The organism is Wenyingzhuangia heitensis, assembly GCF_011762155.1.
Lineage (GTDB): Bacteria > Bacteroidota > Bacteroidia > Flavobacteriales > Flavobacteriaceae > Wenyingzhuangia > Wenyingzhuangia heitensis.
In genome coordinates this window covers 1-15,808 of record NZ_JAASQL010000001.1, presented here as the reverse complement: position 1 = coordinate 15,808, position 15,808 = coordinate 1, and the positions used below count along the sequence as shown (strand labels likewise).

At 31.9% G+C, this 15,808-nt stretch carries 13 protein-coding genes; 8 read left to right on the top strand and 5 right to left on the bottom strand.

From position 1 onward, the window contains the following. Positions 1–125: 125 nt before the first annotated feature. From FHR24_RS00065 to FHR24_RS00055, 3 genes are all read right to left on the bottom strand, one after another. A complete protein-coding gene (locus tag FHR24_RS00065; protein ID WP_167182043.1) occupies positions 126–2,717 on the bottom strand; it encodes a phosphoenolpyruvate carboxylase in 2,592 nt (863 codons plus the stop codon). Positions 2,718–2,840: 123 nt separating this feature from the next. Then, entirely contained in the window at positions 2,841–4,181 is a 1,341-nt protein-coding gene (gene tilS, locus FHR24_RS15700) for a tRNA lysidine(34) synthetase TilS (protein WP_167182040.1), read from the bottom strand. Positions 4,182–4,210: 29 nt separating this feature from the next. Then, the gene (locus FHR24_RS00055; protein ID WP_167182022.1) at positions 4,211–5,494 is read right to left on the bottom strand and encodes an anthranilate synthase component I family protein; all 1,284 of its coding nucleotides are present in this window, start codon (positions 5,492–5,494) and stop codon (positions 4,211–4,213) included. Between the two features lie 123 nt (positions 5,495–5,617). Here FHR24_RS00055 and FHR24_RS00050 point away from each other — a divergent pair, with 123 nt between their 5' ends. After that, positions 5,618–6,343 carry an NRDE family protein gene (locus tag FHR24_RS00050; RefSeq protein WP_167182018.1) on the top strand — a complete coding sequence of 242 codons (726 nt, stop codon included), beginning with the start codon at positions 5,618–5,620 and terminating at the stop codon, positions 6,341–6,343. 3 nt (positions 6,344–6,346) lie between these two features. Beyond that, positions 6,347–7,336, top strand: coding sequence for a DUF6695 family protein (locus FHR24_RS00045; RefSeq protein WP_167182015.1), 990 nt, complete (start codon positions 6,347–6,349; stop codon positions 7,334–7,336). Here FHR24_RS00045 and apaG read toward each other — a convergent pair. Next, complete coding sequence (apaG, locus tag FHR24_RS00040) at positions 7,329–7,715, bottom strand: Co2+/Mg2+ efflux protein ApaG (protein WP_167182012.1); 387 nt, start codon at positions 7,713–7,715, stop codon at positions 7,329–7,331. The genes FHR24_RS00045 and apaG overlap by 8 nt on opposite strands. 51 nt (positions 7,716–7,766) lie before the next feature. After that, positions 7,767–9,053, bottom strand: a complete 1,287-nt coding sequence (locus FHR24_RS00035; RefSeq protein WP_167182009.1) for a type IX secretion system plug protein — start codon at positions 9,051–9,053, stop codon at positions 7,767–7,769. 169 nt (positions 9,054–9,222) lie between these two features. Between FHR24_RS00035 and FHR24_RS00030 the strand changes: the two genes are divergently transcribed. From FHR24_RS00030 to nqrF, 6 genes are read left to right on the top strand one after another with little or no spacing between them, the layout of a single operon-like run. After that, the gene (locus tag FHR24_RS00030) at positions 9,223–10,575 is read left to right on the top strand and encodes a Na(+)-translocating NADH-quinone reductase subunit A (RefSeq protein ID WP_167182006.1); all 1,353 of its coding nucleotides are present in this window, start codon (positions 9,223–9,225) and stop codon (positions 10,573–10,575) included. After that, positions 10,575–11,717, top strand: a complete 1,143-nt coding sequence (locus tag FHR24_RS00025; protein ID WP_167182003.1) for an NADH:ubiquinone reductase (Na(+)-transporting) subunit B — start codon at positions 10,575–10,577, stop codon at positions 11,715–11,717. The genes FHR24_RS00030 and FHR24_RS00025 overlap by 1 nt, the downstream gene beginning before the upstream one ends. A gap of 2 nt (positions 11,718–11,719) precedes the next feature. Continuing rightward, entirely contained in the window at positions 11,720–12,418 is a 699-nt protein-coding gene (gene nqrC, locus FHR24_RS00020; RefSeq protein WP_167182000.1) for an NADH:ubiquinone reductase (Na(+)-transporting) subunit C, read from the top strand. 2 nt (positions 12,419–12,420) lie between these two features. Beyond that, positions 12,421–13,095 carry an NADH:ubiquinone reductase (Na(+)-transporting) subunit D gene (locus FHR24_RS00015; RefSeq protein ID WP_167181997.1) on the top strand — a complete coding sequence of 225 codons (675 nt, stop codon included), beginning with the start codon at positions 12,421–12,423 and terminating at the stop codon, positions 13,093–13,095. A 14-nt stretch (positions 13,096–13,109) separates the two neighbouring features. Beyond that, on the top strand, positions 13,110–13,724 hold the full coding sequence (gene nqrE, locus FHR24_RS00010; protein WP_167181994.1) for an NADH:ubiquinone reductase (Na(+)-transporting) subunit E: 615 nt from the start codon (positions 13,110–13,112) through the stop codon (positions 13,722–13,724). Positions 13,725–13,745: 21 nt separating this feature from the next. Next, the gene (gene nqrF, locus FHR24_RS00005; RefSeq protein ID WP_167181991.1) at positions 13,746–15,041 is read left to right on the top strand and encodes an NADH:ubiquinone reductase (Na(+)-transporting) subunit F; all 1,296 of its coding nucleotides are present in this window, start codon (positions 13,746–13,748) and stop codon (positions 15,039–15,041) included. Positions 15,042–15,808 lie beyond the last annotated feature (767 nt).

The following is a 15,808-nucleotide window of genomic DNA, read 5'->3' as shown; positions in this document are numbered from 1 at the left end:
TAAGAATACAAGTAAAGTAATAGGGTTTAAATGATATTCTATGACTTTTTTAGTAACATACTATCATAAAAAAAAGCCTTCTGATTTTCTCAGAAGGCTTTTAATATTATATACACTATATTTTATTAAGCAGAGTTTCTACTTGCATTTGTATTTCCAAATAATGAACGAGTTACAATTTTTTCAAAAGTCTCTAATCGTGTAGGATTAGGAATACCTTCTCTATTCATGTTTTGTACTTCTCTAAGTGCGTATTGTTGTATGGTTAATAATGGTAATACAATAGAGTCACGTACTGCAATAGAAGCTTTTCCATCAGGATAGTTTTGCATTAACTCTTTGTGACCTGTTAGTTTTAACAACAATCTCTTAGTTAATTCAAATTCATCGTGAATAATATTCCAGAATTCACCAAACTCTGCATCTTTAGCCATGTAGCTAGTCAAGTCAAAGAATGATTTTTCCATAGACATTACACTGTTTTCTAATAACGTTTTAAAGAAGTTAGAGTTGTTGTATAAATCTTGAACTTTGTCAAATTCGCCAGCATCCTCGTATTTTTTAAAGGCAGTACCTACACCAAAGAAACCAGGAACGTTTTGTTTTAACTGAGACCATGATCCTACAAAAGGAATAGCTCTTAAATCGCTAAAGTTTAATTGATCGGATTTAGAACGTTTAGATGGACGAGATCCAATGTTTGCTTTACCATAGAATTTTAATGTACTCATACGTTCTAAGTAAGGCACAAACATTTCGTGGTTTTTAAAGTCAGAATATGCTTTAAAGCTAGATTCTGCTAGGCTTTCTAATAATTCTTTTTGTTCATCAGATAATGAAGCATTCATCGGATCGTTAAAAATCTTATTGGTAATTCCTGCTCCTAATAATTGCTCAATATTGTATTGAGAAGAGTCTAAGTTTCCAAAGTTAGAACTAATAGTTTGTCCTTGAATGGTTAACTGAATTTCTTTATTTTCAATATTTTCTCCTAATGAAGCATAGAATTTAGATGTTTTTCCTCCTCCACGAGCTGGTGGTCCACCACGTCCGTCAAAGAATATTACTTTAATTCCAAATTCACGAGATACTTTTGTTAACTCTTCTTTGGCTTTGTAAATTCCCCAGTTGGCCATTAAATATCCACCATCTTTGGTACCATCAGAGAAACCTAACATAATGTTTTGTTTGTTATCTCTAGTTGTTACGTGAGCACGATATTCTGGATTAGAATACAATTGTCTCATTACTTCTGGAGCAATTTCTAAATCGTCAACGGTTTCAAATAAAGGAGCAACATCAACATTTAAACCATCATCAAAACCAGATAGGTTAAGCATCGCAAATGTTTCCATTACGTTTAATGCTGTTTGGTTGTTACTAATAATGTAACGGTTGGCACCTTTTTCTCCGTTTTCTTTCTGAATAGTTCCAATAGCTCTAATAGATCCTAAAGTTCTAACAACCATTTCTTCAGAGAATTGATCTGGGTTGATATCTCCTTTTACCTTAGCTAATACTTCAATTTGCTCGTTTGGAGATAATTCTAAGTAGTTTGCAGGGAAAGTTGTATCTCCTTTTTCGTGTAATTCTTTTACAATACCCGTAAATACATCGTGATGCACACGGCTGTCTTGACGAATATCCATGGTTGCAAAGTGGAATCCAAATACTTTTACTTTGTTGATAAAGCTATCTACTTCATCTACAAATAAATTACTTTGTTCTTCTTTTAAGGTTTTTTTAATAGAAATCATTTTGCTTAATAATGATTCTACAGAAATTCTAATAGGAGAGTTTTCTGTAATACAGCTATCGTATAAAGCAGATTCTATTTCATTCATCAATTCAAAAACACCTGGGAACGTTAATCTACGTTTTAGTTGACGTACGTCTCTGTAGTAATTTTTAAGAATTGTTTGTCTTAATTTTCTAGCAACTTTTAATGTAGTCTCTGTAGTTACAAATGGGTTACCATCTCTATCTCCACAAGGCCAGAATCCTAAGTTGATAATTTCGTTATCAATATCATCACCATCAAATAAATGAGATTGAATGTAATCGTATATTTTACTAATAGAATGATAGAAAACATTTTCTAAATACCAGATCAAGCTAATTGCTTCATCATATGGGCTTGGTTTTTTATCAGCAAAAAATGTAGTTCTTCCTAACTGAGCTAATAACTTTTTAATTAAACTTAAATCGTCATTTTTAATAGCTTCTTGTAAATCTGTTAAAATAGTTAAAACAGTTCCAGGATAGAATTGCGTAGGGTGAGCGGTTAATACCAAGCGAGTTTTAAATTCGTTTAAGTATTGTCTTAACTCTTTTCTTACACGTTTAGAACTAGCTTCTTCTTTAATATTTCTGATAGTACCTACACCCGCCATATTGTTTACAATAGGGAAAGCAGCATCTTCAATAGCATCAAACAATACTACTTGACGTTCTATGTATTGGATGAACTTAAAAAGAAAACTAATTTTTTCTTCTTCGGTAGATCCTGTTTTGTATTTGTCAAAGAATTCATCTACAATTTCGGTGGGAGTTTTACCACTTTTAAAACCTTCAATACAATTCTCGTTAAATAAAGGCAAAAGTGTTCCTGTCTTACTTACGCTATCAAAAGGTAGGGTAGAAAAAACACTATTGTAAACCTGGTATTTAGCAAGAACGTTATCATTGAATCTTGTTAATTTGGTTTGTTTAGACATGTTTTATTAGATTAATTTTTATAAATATACAACATGGCTGTGTACTGTAAAAAAATAATGTAAAAAAATACAGTTCTAATTAAATAGTTAAAGAGTTAACAACGCTATAGATACTGAGAAATATCATTTTTTATGTAAAAAAACAGTATTTTCTTTAGCTACATTAGTGGTTTGTGTCCTGTCTGCTCTGTGTCCTATAATCCAGATTACTTGATTTTTAGAATTACATAACAGCCAACAATTTTCTTTGTCTAGCTTAGAAAATTTTTGATCTTTAAAATATTTGCTAACTTTCTTTTTGCCTAACATTCCTGTAGGGTAAAAAACATCTCCCTCTTGCCATTTTCTTATTAGTAAGGGGAGTTTAGTTTTAGTAAGATCTAAAGCAATGTTATTGTTGTCTATTGTTGTTGTTGTTGTTGTTGTTGTTGTTGTTGTTGTTGTTGTTGTTGTTTGTGTTGATGAGCTTGTTAGTAAAAAAGGTAATTTGTTTAAGTCGTTAAAACTTTTGATTAAATAGCTTTTTTCTTCTGTGTTTTTATCTTGTTGATAAAGAATAAAATACTCTCTATTAACAAGTAACTTATGTGTTGTTGATGAAATTTCTTTGCCAGATTGCGCTAGTAATAGTTTGCTGATTTCTGATGGAGAATGAAAATTAAAAGATTTAAAAAGCTCATAAATTTCAAACTCACTTAATGTTAAAAGAGTTGATTTTTGAATGCGAATGATGTCTTTATCAGTATTAAAAAGAGTGTCTCTTAAGGATGCTATTTTAGAATCTATAAATGCTTTAGTTTTGTAAATATTAGAAAGTGTTGTTTTAAAATTTTCTTCAAAGTTAGAGTTTAGTTTGTAAAACTCAGGAACAATATTGTGTCTAATTTTATTTCGTAAATAGTTCGTTTCTGCATTGCTTTTGTCTTCTCTCCAGTTAATGTTTTGATCATTAGCATAGGTTTCAATTTCTTTTCTAGAAAAAGGAAGCAAGGGTCTTATAATATTGTTGTTAATTGCAGGAATACTGGTAAGTCCATCAATACCTGTTCCTCTAGATAGGTTGATGAAAAAAGTTTCCATCACATCGTTTAAATGATGAGCTGTTAAAATATAGTTGTATGTAAAGTCTTTACATAAAGTAGCAAACCAATCATACCTTAGTTCTCTGGCTCCAATTTGTGTAGATACTTTGTTTTTGGAGCAATACTCTTTGGTGTTAAATTGAGTTGCATAAAAAGGAATGTTGTTTTGTTTGGCAAAGTTGCTTACAAAAGCTTCATCTAAATTACTTTCTTCATCTCTTAATTTAAAATTACAATGTGCAATTGCAATAGTATAGCCTAGTTGATGAAATAAATGTGCTAAAACAATACTGTCAATTCCGCCAGAAACAGTAATTAATAGTTTTTGATTGTTTAAAAAAGGGAAGTTGGCAGCTAAGTGATTTTTTAATTCTTTAAGCACAGGATTGTTTTTTATAAAAATAAGAAATCTTAGTTTGTTAATACCTCTCGCATTGCTTTGGCTTTTAGCAAGCACTCTTCGTATTCTTTTTCGGGGTCTGCTTTAGAGGTAATGGCACTACCTACAGAAAATGACACGTGTTTTTTTGTTTGATTGTAGACAATACTCCTAATAACTACATTAAAATCAAAATCTTGGTTGGGTGTAAAATAACCAACAGCACCAGAATAAATGCCACGTTTGCTAGCTTCTAATTCTTCAATAAAATTCATGGCTGCAATTTTAGGTGCACCTGTCATGCTTCCCATAGGGTAGCAAGCTTTAATAGCATCTACAGAATGAATATTGTTTTTTATGTTACAGCTAATAGAAGAAATCATTTGATGAACTTGTTTAAAAGTATAAATCTTACATAGTTCGTCTACTTTAACGGTTCCTTTTTGGGCAATGTGAGACAAGTCATTTCTTACCAAATCTACAATCATTATGTTTTCTGCAATTTCTTTGGTATTGTTTTTTAAACTTTCTACTTGTGCTTTGTCTTTTGCAGGATTTGTGTCTCTTTTAGCAGTTCCTTTAATAGGTTCTGACAATAAATAATCTCCCTTTCTTTTTAAAAACCTTTCTGGAGATCCAGATAGTAAAAACAAATCGTCTAATTTTAAAAATGTAGCAAATGGTGCCAATGAAATACTGTTTAATTTTAAATACGTTTCTAAAGGAGCAATGGTTGCGTTTTCAGAATAAAATTCCTGACAATAATTAAGTTCATAAACTTCTCCCAAATGAATTTTTTCTAAAGCTTTTTCTACTTGTTGTATATAGGTTGTTTTATCAACTCTACTTTTAATTGTTAAACTGTTTTTTGTTTGTGGATGGTAGTGTGCTTTTAAAATATCATTCCAATCCTTTTCAATTTCGTGTTCTAAATAATCGGGATATTTAAAAAGGACAGTATTTGTTGTGATCTCTATTAGTTTTTCGGGTTGAAAAAAATACATTTCAGGAAATTCACTAGCATCAATATTATTAGAACTTAAGTTTTCTACATCATTTTTTAAGTCATATCCTAAAAAACCAAAAGCATAATCGTTAATAGAGTTGATGTATTCTTTTAATTGGGCAAAAGCATTTTTAGAATCGGTTTTTAGTGTGCTAATTGCATTAACAGCCAACAATGCTTGCGTGGTAGATTTTGTGTTTTTGTTAGAGTCTAACCATGCAATTTTAGAGTGTTTGTTTCCCCAAATCAATATTTGATTTTTGATTTTAGACAGATTTGTAATAGAAAATTGCTTTTGTATGCGTTGCATGCTAGTTTGTTAAGGTTGCAAATTTAACAATCTTAAGAAACCATCACACTCTAAATGCTAAAGAAGTGTAATTTTTAATAGATTTACAGACAAAAGAAAAAGTAATTATATTTTAAATTGCCTATGTGTACCGTAACTTATGTTCCTACATTAAAAGGATTTGTTTTTATTTCTAACAGAGACGAACAGGTAGAAAGAGAAACTTTGCCACCTGCTTATTATAAAGAATTGGATGTAAATTTAATGTATCCAAAAGACAATGTAGCTGGTGGAACTTGGATTGGTGTTTCGGAACAAAAACGTTTGGTTTGTTTGTTAAATGGTGGTTTTATATATCACGATCCTGCTATAAAATATCCAAAAAGTAGAGGTGTTGTGGTAAAGTCTATTTTAACATGCAATAATTTAAAAACAACACTAGAGTCTATTGATTTAACAGATGTAGCACCGTTTACATTAACTGTTGTAGACTGGGAAAGCACAAACAAGGCTTATGAGCTAGTTTGGTGTAATAAAACAAAACACGTAACTGTGCTAAATGCAGATCAGCCTTATATATGGTCCTCATCTACTTTGTATACCGATGAGGTTAAAGTACTTCGTAAAGAATGGTTTGCAAAAGATATTCTGTCGCAAAAAGGATGTGTAAAAGAAAAGTTGTTAAAATTTCATCAGAATGATAGTTTAGGGAGTGTAGAAATAGCTCCAAAAATGAAAAGAGATATTGTAGAAACAATCAGTACAACGGTGGTGGTAAAAGAACAAGATAAGTTGTCTATGCAATATTTTGATTATGTAAAAAATGAAACGCATAGATTTAACAATCTTTTTGATAAAGTAAATGTGTAGTCTATGGTTACTGATGGAGTTATAGTAATCTTATCGTATCCAGACACTGTGGTTCGTCCTGCTTACGGCGAGTTTTCTAGTAAAATTTGGCCTTTGTTTGGGGTAGGAACTAAAGATGCTGTTCAGGCAGGACATGCTGCATTGTTGTTAATTCATAAAGAGCAACAAACAGTAGATTATTATGATTTTGGTAGGTATATTACTTCTTATGGAGCGGGTAGGGTTCGTTCAAAAGAAACAGATGTAGAGTTAGAAGTTCCTTTAAAAGCTATTTTTAAAAATAATCAACTAATTAATATTGATGAGCTATTGTTATGGCTAAATAAGCATCCTGAAAAAACGCATGGTAGTGGTCGGTTGGTGGCTAGTGTAAATACTGAAATTAACTATCGAAAGGCAATTTTTTTTATTGATAAATTAATTGATGAGAAAGAAATTCCGTATGGAGCATTTGTTAAAAAAGGAAGCAACTGTGCCAGGTTTGTAACAGATACAATTATAAATTCTTGTAGCGATAAACAGATACAGTTAAAATTAAAAACTTCTAATTTATTTACCCCAAGCCCTATTGGTAATGTAATAAAAGGAACTACTGAAAATGAAATTTTGGTAGTGCACAATTCTAAAATACAACACTATGCAAACAGGTCTGTGTTAAAAGAATATTTTAGTTGTTTCTTTAATAAGTTTGATGTTGAATTAAGTGGAATAGGAACCGAGTTTCCTGATAAAGAGAATTTTTTTATAGAAAATGCAACTTGGTTAGGTGGCATTGGTAGTGGTGCTTGGTTTAAAATGGAATCTGTTGTAAAAAACACATATAAAATTGCTAGATATACAGCAATGGGTGTTAATGATTTTAAAGGTGAGTTTATTGAAGAGTCACTAAGGTTTAATCCGTCTTTAAAGTATCAATTTATACATCCAACCAATTGTAAAGAAGTAGTTGTAAAACAAAACAATGCTGTTTTTTTATTAAAAAGAATTAGTTAAGTATAGAGTCTGTTTGTAGTTGAAATCTAGGGACTTCTACTTTAAAAGTAGTTTTTTTATCTAGGTCCAACATATTATAGTAGCCTTTCATAGAGCCGCAATTAGAAAGCAATATACAGTGAGATTTATAAGCGTGTCTTTCGCCACTTTTTAAAATAGGCTGTATACCAACAACTCCTTCTCCTTCTACAATTTCTGTCTGATTTAAAGAATCATATATTTCCCAATGTCTAGAAAATAATTGAACGGTGTTAGGAGATAAGTTTTCAATAATGATATAATAATCAAATAAATAATGTTTTTGTTGGTTGCGCTCTTGCATTCCACAAAAAACAGAATTTACAGATATTTTAATTCCTTGAGTAGTTGCTTCGGTCATTAATTAAAAATTCGTTTACTTAAATATAATCAAGATAAAATTAGTAAACAACTAATTTTCTATTTGTTGTTTACTATTGGCTATTCCGTACCCTACTACTTGGTAGTATATAGAGTTTATAGGTTGATAATACACAAGGCTTTCATAGTTATTCTCTGTTTCGTAAAAAGAACCACTAATAGTGTGTCTGTCAATATCATCATCATCATTTTTAATTACAAAATCATAATTGTAAAAACCTTGTTTTAGTAAAATAGATGTTGTTAAATATTTCCCAGACTCCTCTAGTTTTAATTTGTTATTATCTGTAAATTGAAAGTTGTTAAAAGCTCCATATACGTAAATATCTTTATCTGAGAATTCTTTTTCATTTTGCAGTGCAAAATGTATTTTACTGTATTCTGCTTCGGTGTTTGTGTTTTCGGAGTTGAAGTTTCTAAAGACAAAACTTCCATTAATATCAGGGTTGTAGGTGTATAAACTATTAGTTCTACTTTTCTTAGGGAATAAAATAGAGTGATAGTCATTGTCTTCTCTGTAGTTTTTAGCAACAAACCTAGAGTTTCTCAAAATTTCATTATTGTCAAAATAATAAAATTCATTACCCGCATAAAATTCAGTTTCTTGGGTTGGTCTATAGGTGTAGGTGTTGCTGCTTGTAAAGGTTGGTTTTAAAAAGGGAGTTTTGTTTTGTCTATCTCCATTTTGATAAATAAATGTTTTAAGCTCTTGATTTGGATAGTTTATATTTAAGCTTCCTGTGTAGATGGTTAGAGCAACAGCTTGTTTTTTGTTGAAATTAGCTAAATCTCTACTTTCCGAAATTTTAAGTCCTACTGTAACTTGATTGTTGTAAAATGTAATCTTTCGCTCGCAAACAATAGTTTCGTCTTCGTTAAGAATTTGAAACAGATAATTCCCGGTTTTTGTAATGGTAGTGTTTTCGTTGGGAATTGTAAAATTGTAATGAGTGTAATTTTGCAATGTGCCAAAAGAGTTTTCAAAATTATTAATCTGTAAGTTGTTAAACCCATCCACATAATAAGAATTAGGAAGGTCTGATGGAGTCCAGTCTACCTCACAATGTGTAATTAAATAATAGTATTCTTCTTGGTTTCCAGTAACATCATCAAAGCTAAAAGTAACGGTGCTCTGTAATGGATGAACAGTGTGAGGGAATTCACTCTTATTGTTTTTTACTGATACACTTTTAATAAAATGGGCATCGTTTATTTGAGAAAACAAACACGAACTGTACAAAATAATCAGAAAGAAGGATCTATAAAACATTAAATAATTTTTGGTTAAAATACTGTTTTGTAATAAATTGATGTTCATTTTTTTGAAACTATTTGGTGTTAACGAAATATTTAAAACAAAATTACTTAGAATTATTATAAATAAAACAAAGCCTCTAAATAAAAGGCCTTTTGTAGACCTATCAAGAATCAATTTATTTAAATTTGTTGCATATTTTATACGTACAAAATAAATTAAATTTATAAATATGTCACAAGACATTAGGGTAAAAAAAGGCTTAACTATTAAGCTTAAAGGACAGGCAGCTCTGACTACAGCTGCATCTTCTCGTTCCGCTTTCTACGCTATTAAACCTACAGATTTTCATGGTATTACACCAAAACTTGCTGTTAAAGCAGGTGAAGAAGTTCTTGTTGGTGATGTGGTTTTCTTTTCAAAAGGAAATGACAGGATTAAGTTTACTTCTCCTGTAAGTGGAATTGTGAAAGAGGTTAAAAGAGGGGCTAAACGTAAGGTTTTAGCAATTATCATTGAAGCAAAATCAGAAGATCAGTTCAAAGATTTTGGAGCAGCAAATCCATTAAACTTGGATAAAGAGGCTGTTTTAGAAAAAATCTTAGAGAGTGGAAGCTTTGCGTATGTAAAACAACGTCCTTATGATGTTGTTGCAGATCCAGCAGATTCTCCAAAGGCTATTTTTGTTTCGTCATTTGATACCGCTCCATTAGGACCCGATTATGCGTATGCATTAAAAGGGAAAGAGGAAGCTTTTCAAGCAGGAATCAATGCGTTGTCAAAATTAACTGAAGGTGCTGTTAATTTAGCGGTTGATGGTAGTGAAGCTAGTTTTTTTAGTAAGATAGAAAACGCAAACATTTTAAATGTTTATGGTAAGCATCCTGCAGGAAATGTAGGGACTCAAATAGCAGCTACAAATCCAGTAAATCAAGGTGATAAGGTTTGGACTGTAAGTCCTCAGGGAGTTGCTGTAATTGGAGAGCTTTTTTTAACAGGAAATTACAACGCATTAAAAGTTGTAGCTTTGGTAGGTTCTCAGGTTAACAATCCTCAATATCATGTGTTGGCAGCAGGTCAAAACATAAAAGAAGTTGTTACTCAAAATGCAATTGTAGAAGGTTCTCGCGTTATTTCAGGAAATGTTTTAACAGGAACTCAAATAGAACTTGATGACTTTTTAGGTTTCTACGACAATGTAATTACAATAATTCCAGAAGGAAAAGAATACCGCTTCTTTGGGTGGTTGCCTTTTGTAGGTAGTGGATCAATACACAGTAACTCTAAAACTTCATTTGCTTGGTTAAACTCTAGTAAAGAGTACGAATTAACAACAAGTACAAACGGAGAAGATAGAGCATTAGTGGTTACAGGAGAAATGGAAAAGGTAGTTCCCTTAGATATTTATCCAATGCAACTATTAAAAGCTTGTATTGCAAATGATATTGAGAAAATGGAGAATTTAGGGATTTACGAAGTAGCTCCTGAAGATTTTGCTTTGGTTGATTATACCAATACTTCTAAATTAGAAGCTCAAGACATCATCAGAAAGGGATTAGACTTAATGATTAAAGAAGTAGGATAATGGATTTTTTAAGAAAGAAATTTGACGAAATAAGAAAACCTTTCAATAAGGGAGGTAAGCTTGAGAAATTTGCTCCAGCAATCAATTCTATCGATACTTTGTTATTTGTGCCAAAACACAACACAAGCAAAGGAGCGCATATTAGAGATGGAGTAGATTTAAAAAGGGTAATGGTAACTGTAATTTTTGCATTGTTACCAGCTATGTTCTTCGGAATGTATAATTTAGGATATCAACACTTTTCACAGTTAGGAGAAAGTACAGCATTTATAGACTGTATTATTTTTGGAGCTTGGAAGTTTTTACCAATGTTATTGGTTTCTTATGGTGTTGGTTTGGCTATAGAAATTGCTTTTGCAATATACAATCAACATGAAGTTAACGAGGGGTATTTGGTTTCAGGAATGTTAATTCCTTTAATTATGCCTGTAGACTTTCCTTTGTGGATGTTAGCTGTTTCTGTTGTCTTTGCTGTGTTTATTGGTAAAGAAGCATTTGGAGGAACAGGAATGAATATTTTTAACCCAGCTTTAATTGCTCGTGCTTTTGCATTCTTTTCTTACGCTCCACAAATGTCCGGAGATAAGGTATGGGTTGCAGATGCAAGTACTATTGATGCAGTGTCTGGAGAAACAATTTTAGGGCAATTAGCAGCAGGTACTGAACCTGGCTGGTCTGTAATGGATATGTTTCTAGGATTTATTCCTGGTTCGGTTGGAGAAACTTCTGTGCTAGCCATCCTAATTGGAGCTGCCGTTTTAATTTTTACAGGAGTAGGTTCTTGGAAAATTATAACAGGAACTTTTGTAGGAGGTGCTGTAATGGCATTAATTTTTAACACACTTGGTGTTAATGATTTAATGAACTTTCCTTGGTGGCAACACTTACTAGTAGGAGGTTTTGCTTTTGGTGCTGTGTTTATGGCTACAGACCCTGTGTCTGGAGCACAAACAGAAAAAGGAAAATGGATTTATGGTATCTTAATCGGTTTCTTTGCAATTTTGATTCGTGTGTTTAACGGAGCATATCCAGAGGGAATGATGATGGCTATTTTATTAATGAACGTTTTTGCTCCAACAATAGATCACTATGTGATTGCAGGGAACATTAAAAAACGTAAAAATCGTTTAAAAGCTGCATAATTATGAACAAGAATAGTAACGCATACACGTTTATCTTCGCAATTATTATTGTAACAATTATTGCAGGATTATTAGCATTTACTGCCACTAGTTTAAAACCTTTACAGGATACAAACGTAAAAGCAGAAAAAATGCAGAATATATTAGGAACCGTTGGGGTAACTGGTGTATCAAGAGAAGAAGCAGAACTTGAATTTAACAAGTATATCAAAAAGCAATTGGCTTTAAAAAATGATGGAACTGTTGATACAAGTACCGATGCTTTTAAAATTGGTTTGAAAAATGAAATTAAAAAGGATGAAGACAAACAACGTTATCCTTTATATGTAGCCGAAAAAGATGGTGAAACCTTTTACATTGTTCCTTTGTATGGAGCAGGTTTATGGGATGCTATTTGGGGGTATATAGCTTTAGCTTCAGATAAAAACACAATTGTAGGTGCTAATTTCGATCACAAAGGAGAAACTCCTGGTTTAGGTGCAGAAATTACTACAGATTGGTTTCAAACTCAATTTACAGGAAAAAAGATTTTAGATGAATCAAACAATTTTGTTTCTGTTACTGCTGTTAAAGGTGGAGCAAAAGCAGAAGACGATCATGGAGTAGATGCAATTTCTGGAGGTACTATTACTTCTGATGGGGTGTCTAAAATGATAGATGAACGTTTGTCTCATTATTTACCTTATTTTAAAAATAACTAGTCATGGCAGAAGGAAAAGAAGCATTATTTTCAAAGCAAAATAAAGCGTTATTATCAGATCCATTAAATGATAATAACCCAATTTCAGTTCAGGTATTAGGTATATGTTCAGCATTGGCAATTACTGTGCAATTAAAGCCAGCAGTTGTAATGTCTTTAGCTGTATTATTTGTAGTAATTGCATCAAATGTAATTGTATCATTAATACGTAACTTAATTCCAGGACGTATTCGTATCATCGTTCAATTATTAATCGTTGCCTCTTTGGTAATTTTGGTTGATCAGGTGTTAAAAGCATATGCATACGATGTAAGTAAAGAGTTATCTGTGTTTGTTGGGCTGATTATTACCAATTGTATTGTAATGGGGCGTTTAGAGGCTTTTGCTTTGGCAAACGGACCATGGAAATCTTTCTTAGATGGAGTTGGGAATGGTGCAGGTTATGCATTAATATTGGTATTGGTAGCTGTGTTTAGAGAATTGTTAGGATCTGGTAAATTATTTGGTATTGAGATTTTAGGTCACAAGGCGAAAACAATAGCAGATTCTACTGGGTTGTATGCATTAGGATACGAAAATAACGGGTTTATGTTATTGTCGCCAATGGCATTAATCACAGTAGGTATCATTATATGGGTACAACGTTCTAAGAACAGAAAATTAATTGAACAACACTAAAATCTATAGTTACGATGGAATATATTAACATCTTTGTAAAAAGTATATTTATTGAGAACATGGTATTTGCATATTTCTTAGGAATGTGTTCTTACTTAGCAGTATCAAAAACAGTAAATACAGCTGTAGGTTTAGGGGCGGCAGTAGTATTTGTATTATCTATTACAGTTCCTGTAAACTTTTTAATAGACTCTTATTTGCTTAAGCCAGGAGCTTTATCTTGGTTAGGAGCAGACTACGCTAGTATTGATTTGTCATTCTTAAGTTTTATCATGTTTATTGCAGTAATTGCATCTATGGTACAATTGGTAGAAATGATTGTTGAGCGTTTTGCACCAGCGTTGTACGGAGCATTAGGTATTTTTCTACCGTTAATTGCTGTTAACTGTGCAATCTTAGGAGGTTCTTTGTTTATGCAGCAAAAAGATTTTGCCAATGTGGGAGAATCTGCAGTGTATGGATTAGGATCGGGAATAGGTTGGTTGTTAGCAATTGTTGCTATTGCAGCTATTAGAGAAAAAATAGCATATTCTCATATTCCAGGACCTTTAAAAGGTTTAGGAATTACTTTCATCATTACGGGTTTAATGGCGATTGGATTTATGAGTTTCTCAGGAATCAAATTATAATAATAAAGAACAGATATAATTATGAATGTAATTGCAATTAGTATCGTTGTTTTCTTGATTATTGTTTTAATCTTAGTAAGTATTTTATTAGGAGCTAAAGCAAAATTATTACCGTCAGGAAAAGTAAAAATTACGATCAACGGAGAAAAAACAATTGAAGTAGAAACAGGAAGTTCTTTATTGTCAACTTTAGGTAACGAAAAAATATTTTTACCATCAGCTTGTGGTGGAGGTGGAACATGTATCCAGTGTGAATGTCACGTACATTCAGGTGGGGGTGAAGCTTTACCAACAGAAACGCCTCACTTTACTCGTAAAGAGTTAGCTAAAGGAGCTCGTTTAGGATGTCAGGTAAAAGTAAAAAATGATATGGAAATTTCTATTCCAGAAGAAATTTTTGGAATTAAAAAATGGGAAGCTACTGTAGTTCGTAACTACAACGTAGCGTCATTTATTAAGGAGTTTGTAGTAGAGATTCCAGAAGATATGGATTACAAAGCAGGAGGATATATTCAAATAGAAATTCCACCATGTGAAGTAGACTATAAGGATATGGATATTACTGCTCATCCAACAGATCACCCAGGAGAGCCTGATAAGTTTCAAGCGGAATGGGAAAAATTTGGTTTGTGGCCATTAAAAATGAAAAACCCAGAAACAGTAGAACGTGCTTACTCTATGGCTTCTTATCCTGCTGAAGGAAGAGAGATTATGTTAAATGTACGTGTTGCTTGTCCTCCTTTTGATAGAGTTAAGGGTGGATGGATGGATGTAAATCCCGGAATTGCCTCTTCTTATGTTTTTAATCAAAAACCAGGAGATAAAGTAACTATTTCAGGACCTTATGGAGAATTTTTTATAAACGAAGATTCTGATGCTGAAATGATTTATATTGGAGGTGGAGCAGGTATGGCACCAATGAGATCTCACTTATATGAATTATTCCACACTATGAAAACGGGACGTAAAGTTACCTATTGGTATGGTGGACGTTCTAAACGTGAATTATTCTATATTCACTATTTCGAGTCTCTAATGGAAAAATTCCCTAACTTTAAGTTACAGTTAGTGCTATCTGAGCCTCTACCAGAGGATAATTGGAAGGTTAAAAAAGATATACATGATGATGAAGGGGATGGATTTGTAGGATTTGTTCATCAATCATTAATTGATAATTACTTAAACAATCATGAAGCTCCAGAAGATATAGAATTCTATTTCTGTGGACCACCAATGATGAACCAAGCAGTAGTTAAAATGTGTGATGATTTTGGTGTACCAAAAGAAAATGTACGTTTTGATGACTTTGGAGGATAGTTAAAGTCAATACCACATAAAAAAAACCATTTAGAAATTTTTCTAAATGGTTTTTTTTATGTGGTTAGCTTAGTAATCATTCTTTATTTAATAACAAAGCTATAATATACCTGATTTTTAATTTAGGATTTAATAGAGGGAATAATAATCTTTCAGACTTCTTTAGTATCATAAAAGGACCTCTTCCTAGTAGTATTACAGTATTTCTTTTAAATAACAGGTGATGTTTTATAATGTTTGTTAAATTTTCATAATTATTTACGCTTACAACGTCCTTGTTTTAAATAGTTTAAGTATTTTTCAAGAAATACTTTAAAAAAAGTTAAAAAAAGATTTGGTAAAAAGGGAATAAGTAACGTATCTTTGCACCCGCAACAACGACTATTTAGTTAGTCAAGTTGATGAGTTCAGATACATTATAAGGGTTTATTTAGGCAGAGATTTCTGTTAGTTTTAGAAGGAAAAAAGATTTAAAAAATAATTTAAATTTTATTTGTTTTAAAAGAAAAAAAGTTCTTATATTTGCATCCGCTTAGCGATTGAGTTAAGTGATTCATACCGAGAGGGAATGATAAGGAATAAGGCACTTAAGGTGCGAAGTTCATTGAAGATATTGAAATTGACAGCGTAAAATTAAAGAGTAAATTACGTGTTTATACTGAACTAGTTTCAGTAGAAGATACGAAGATTTTTTTGAGCATCATCACAATTTAAGATATAGTAATATATCAAACAAAATAACGATGAAGAGTTTGATCCTGGCTCAG

Excerpts from the sequence above, each read along its gene's own strand:
- nqrE (WP_167181994.1), top strand. The coding sequence starts at position 13,110 with ATGGAATATATTAACATCTTTGTAAAAAGTATATTTATTGAGAACATG.
- FHR24_RS00035 (WP_167182009.1), bottom strand. The coding sequence starts at position 9,053 with ATGAACATCAATTTATTACAAAACAGTATTTTAACCAAAAATTATTTA.
- FHR24_RS00045 (WP_167182015.1), top strand. The coding sequence starts at position 6,347 with ATGGTTACTGATGGAGTTATAGTAATCTTATCGTATCCAGACACTGTG.
- FHR24_RS00055 (WP_167182022.1), bottom strand. The coding sequence starts at position 5,494 with ATGCAACGCATACAAAAGCAATTTTCTATTACAAATCTGTCTAAAATC.
- FHR24_RS00025 (WP_167182003.1), top strand. The coding sequence starts at position 10,575 with ATGGATTTTTTAAGAAAGAAATTTGACGAAATAAGAAAACCTTTCAAT.
- nqrF (WP_167181991.1), top strand. The coding sequence starts at position 13,746 with ATGAATGTAATTGCAATTAGTATCGTTGTTTTCTTGATTATTGTTTTA.
- apaG (WP_167182012.1), bottom strand. The coding sequence starts at position 7,715 with ATGACCGAAGCAACTACTCAAGGAATTAAAATATCTGTAAATTCTGTT.
- nqrC (WP_167182000.1), top strand. The coding sequence starts at position 11,720 with ATGAACAAGAATAGTAACGCATACACGTTTATCTTCGCAATTATTATT.
- FHR24_RS00065 (WP_167182043.1), bottom strand. The coding sequence starts at position 2,717 with ATGTCTAAACAAACCAAATTAACAAGATTCAATGATAACGTTCTTGCT.
- FHR24_RS00050 (WP_167182018.1), top strand. The coding sequence starts at position 5,618 with ATGTGTACCGTAACTTATGTTCCTACATTAAAAGGATTTGTTTTTATT.
- FHR24_RS00030 (WP_167182006.1), top strand. The coding sequence starts at position 9,223 with ATGTCACAAGACATTAGGGTAAAAAAAGGCTTAACTATTAAGCTTAAA.
- FHR24_RS00015 (WP_167181997.1), top strand. The coding sequence starts at position 12,421 with ATGGCAGAAGGAAAAGAAGCATTATTTTCAAAGCAAAATAAAGCGTTA.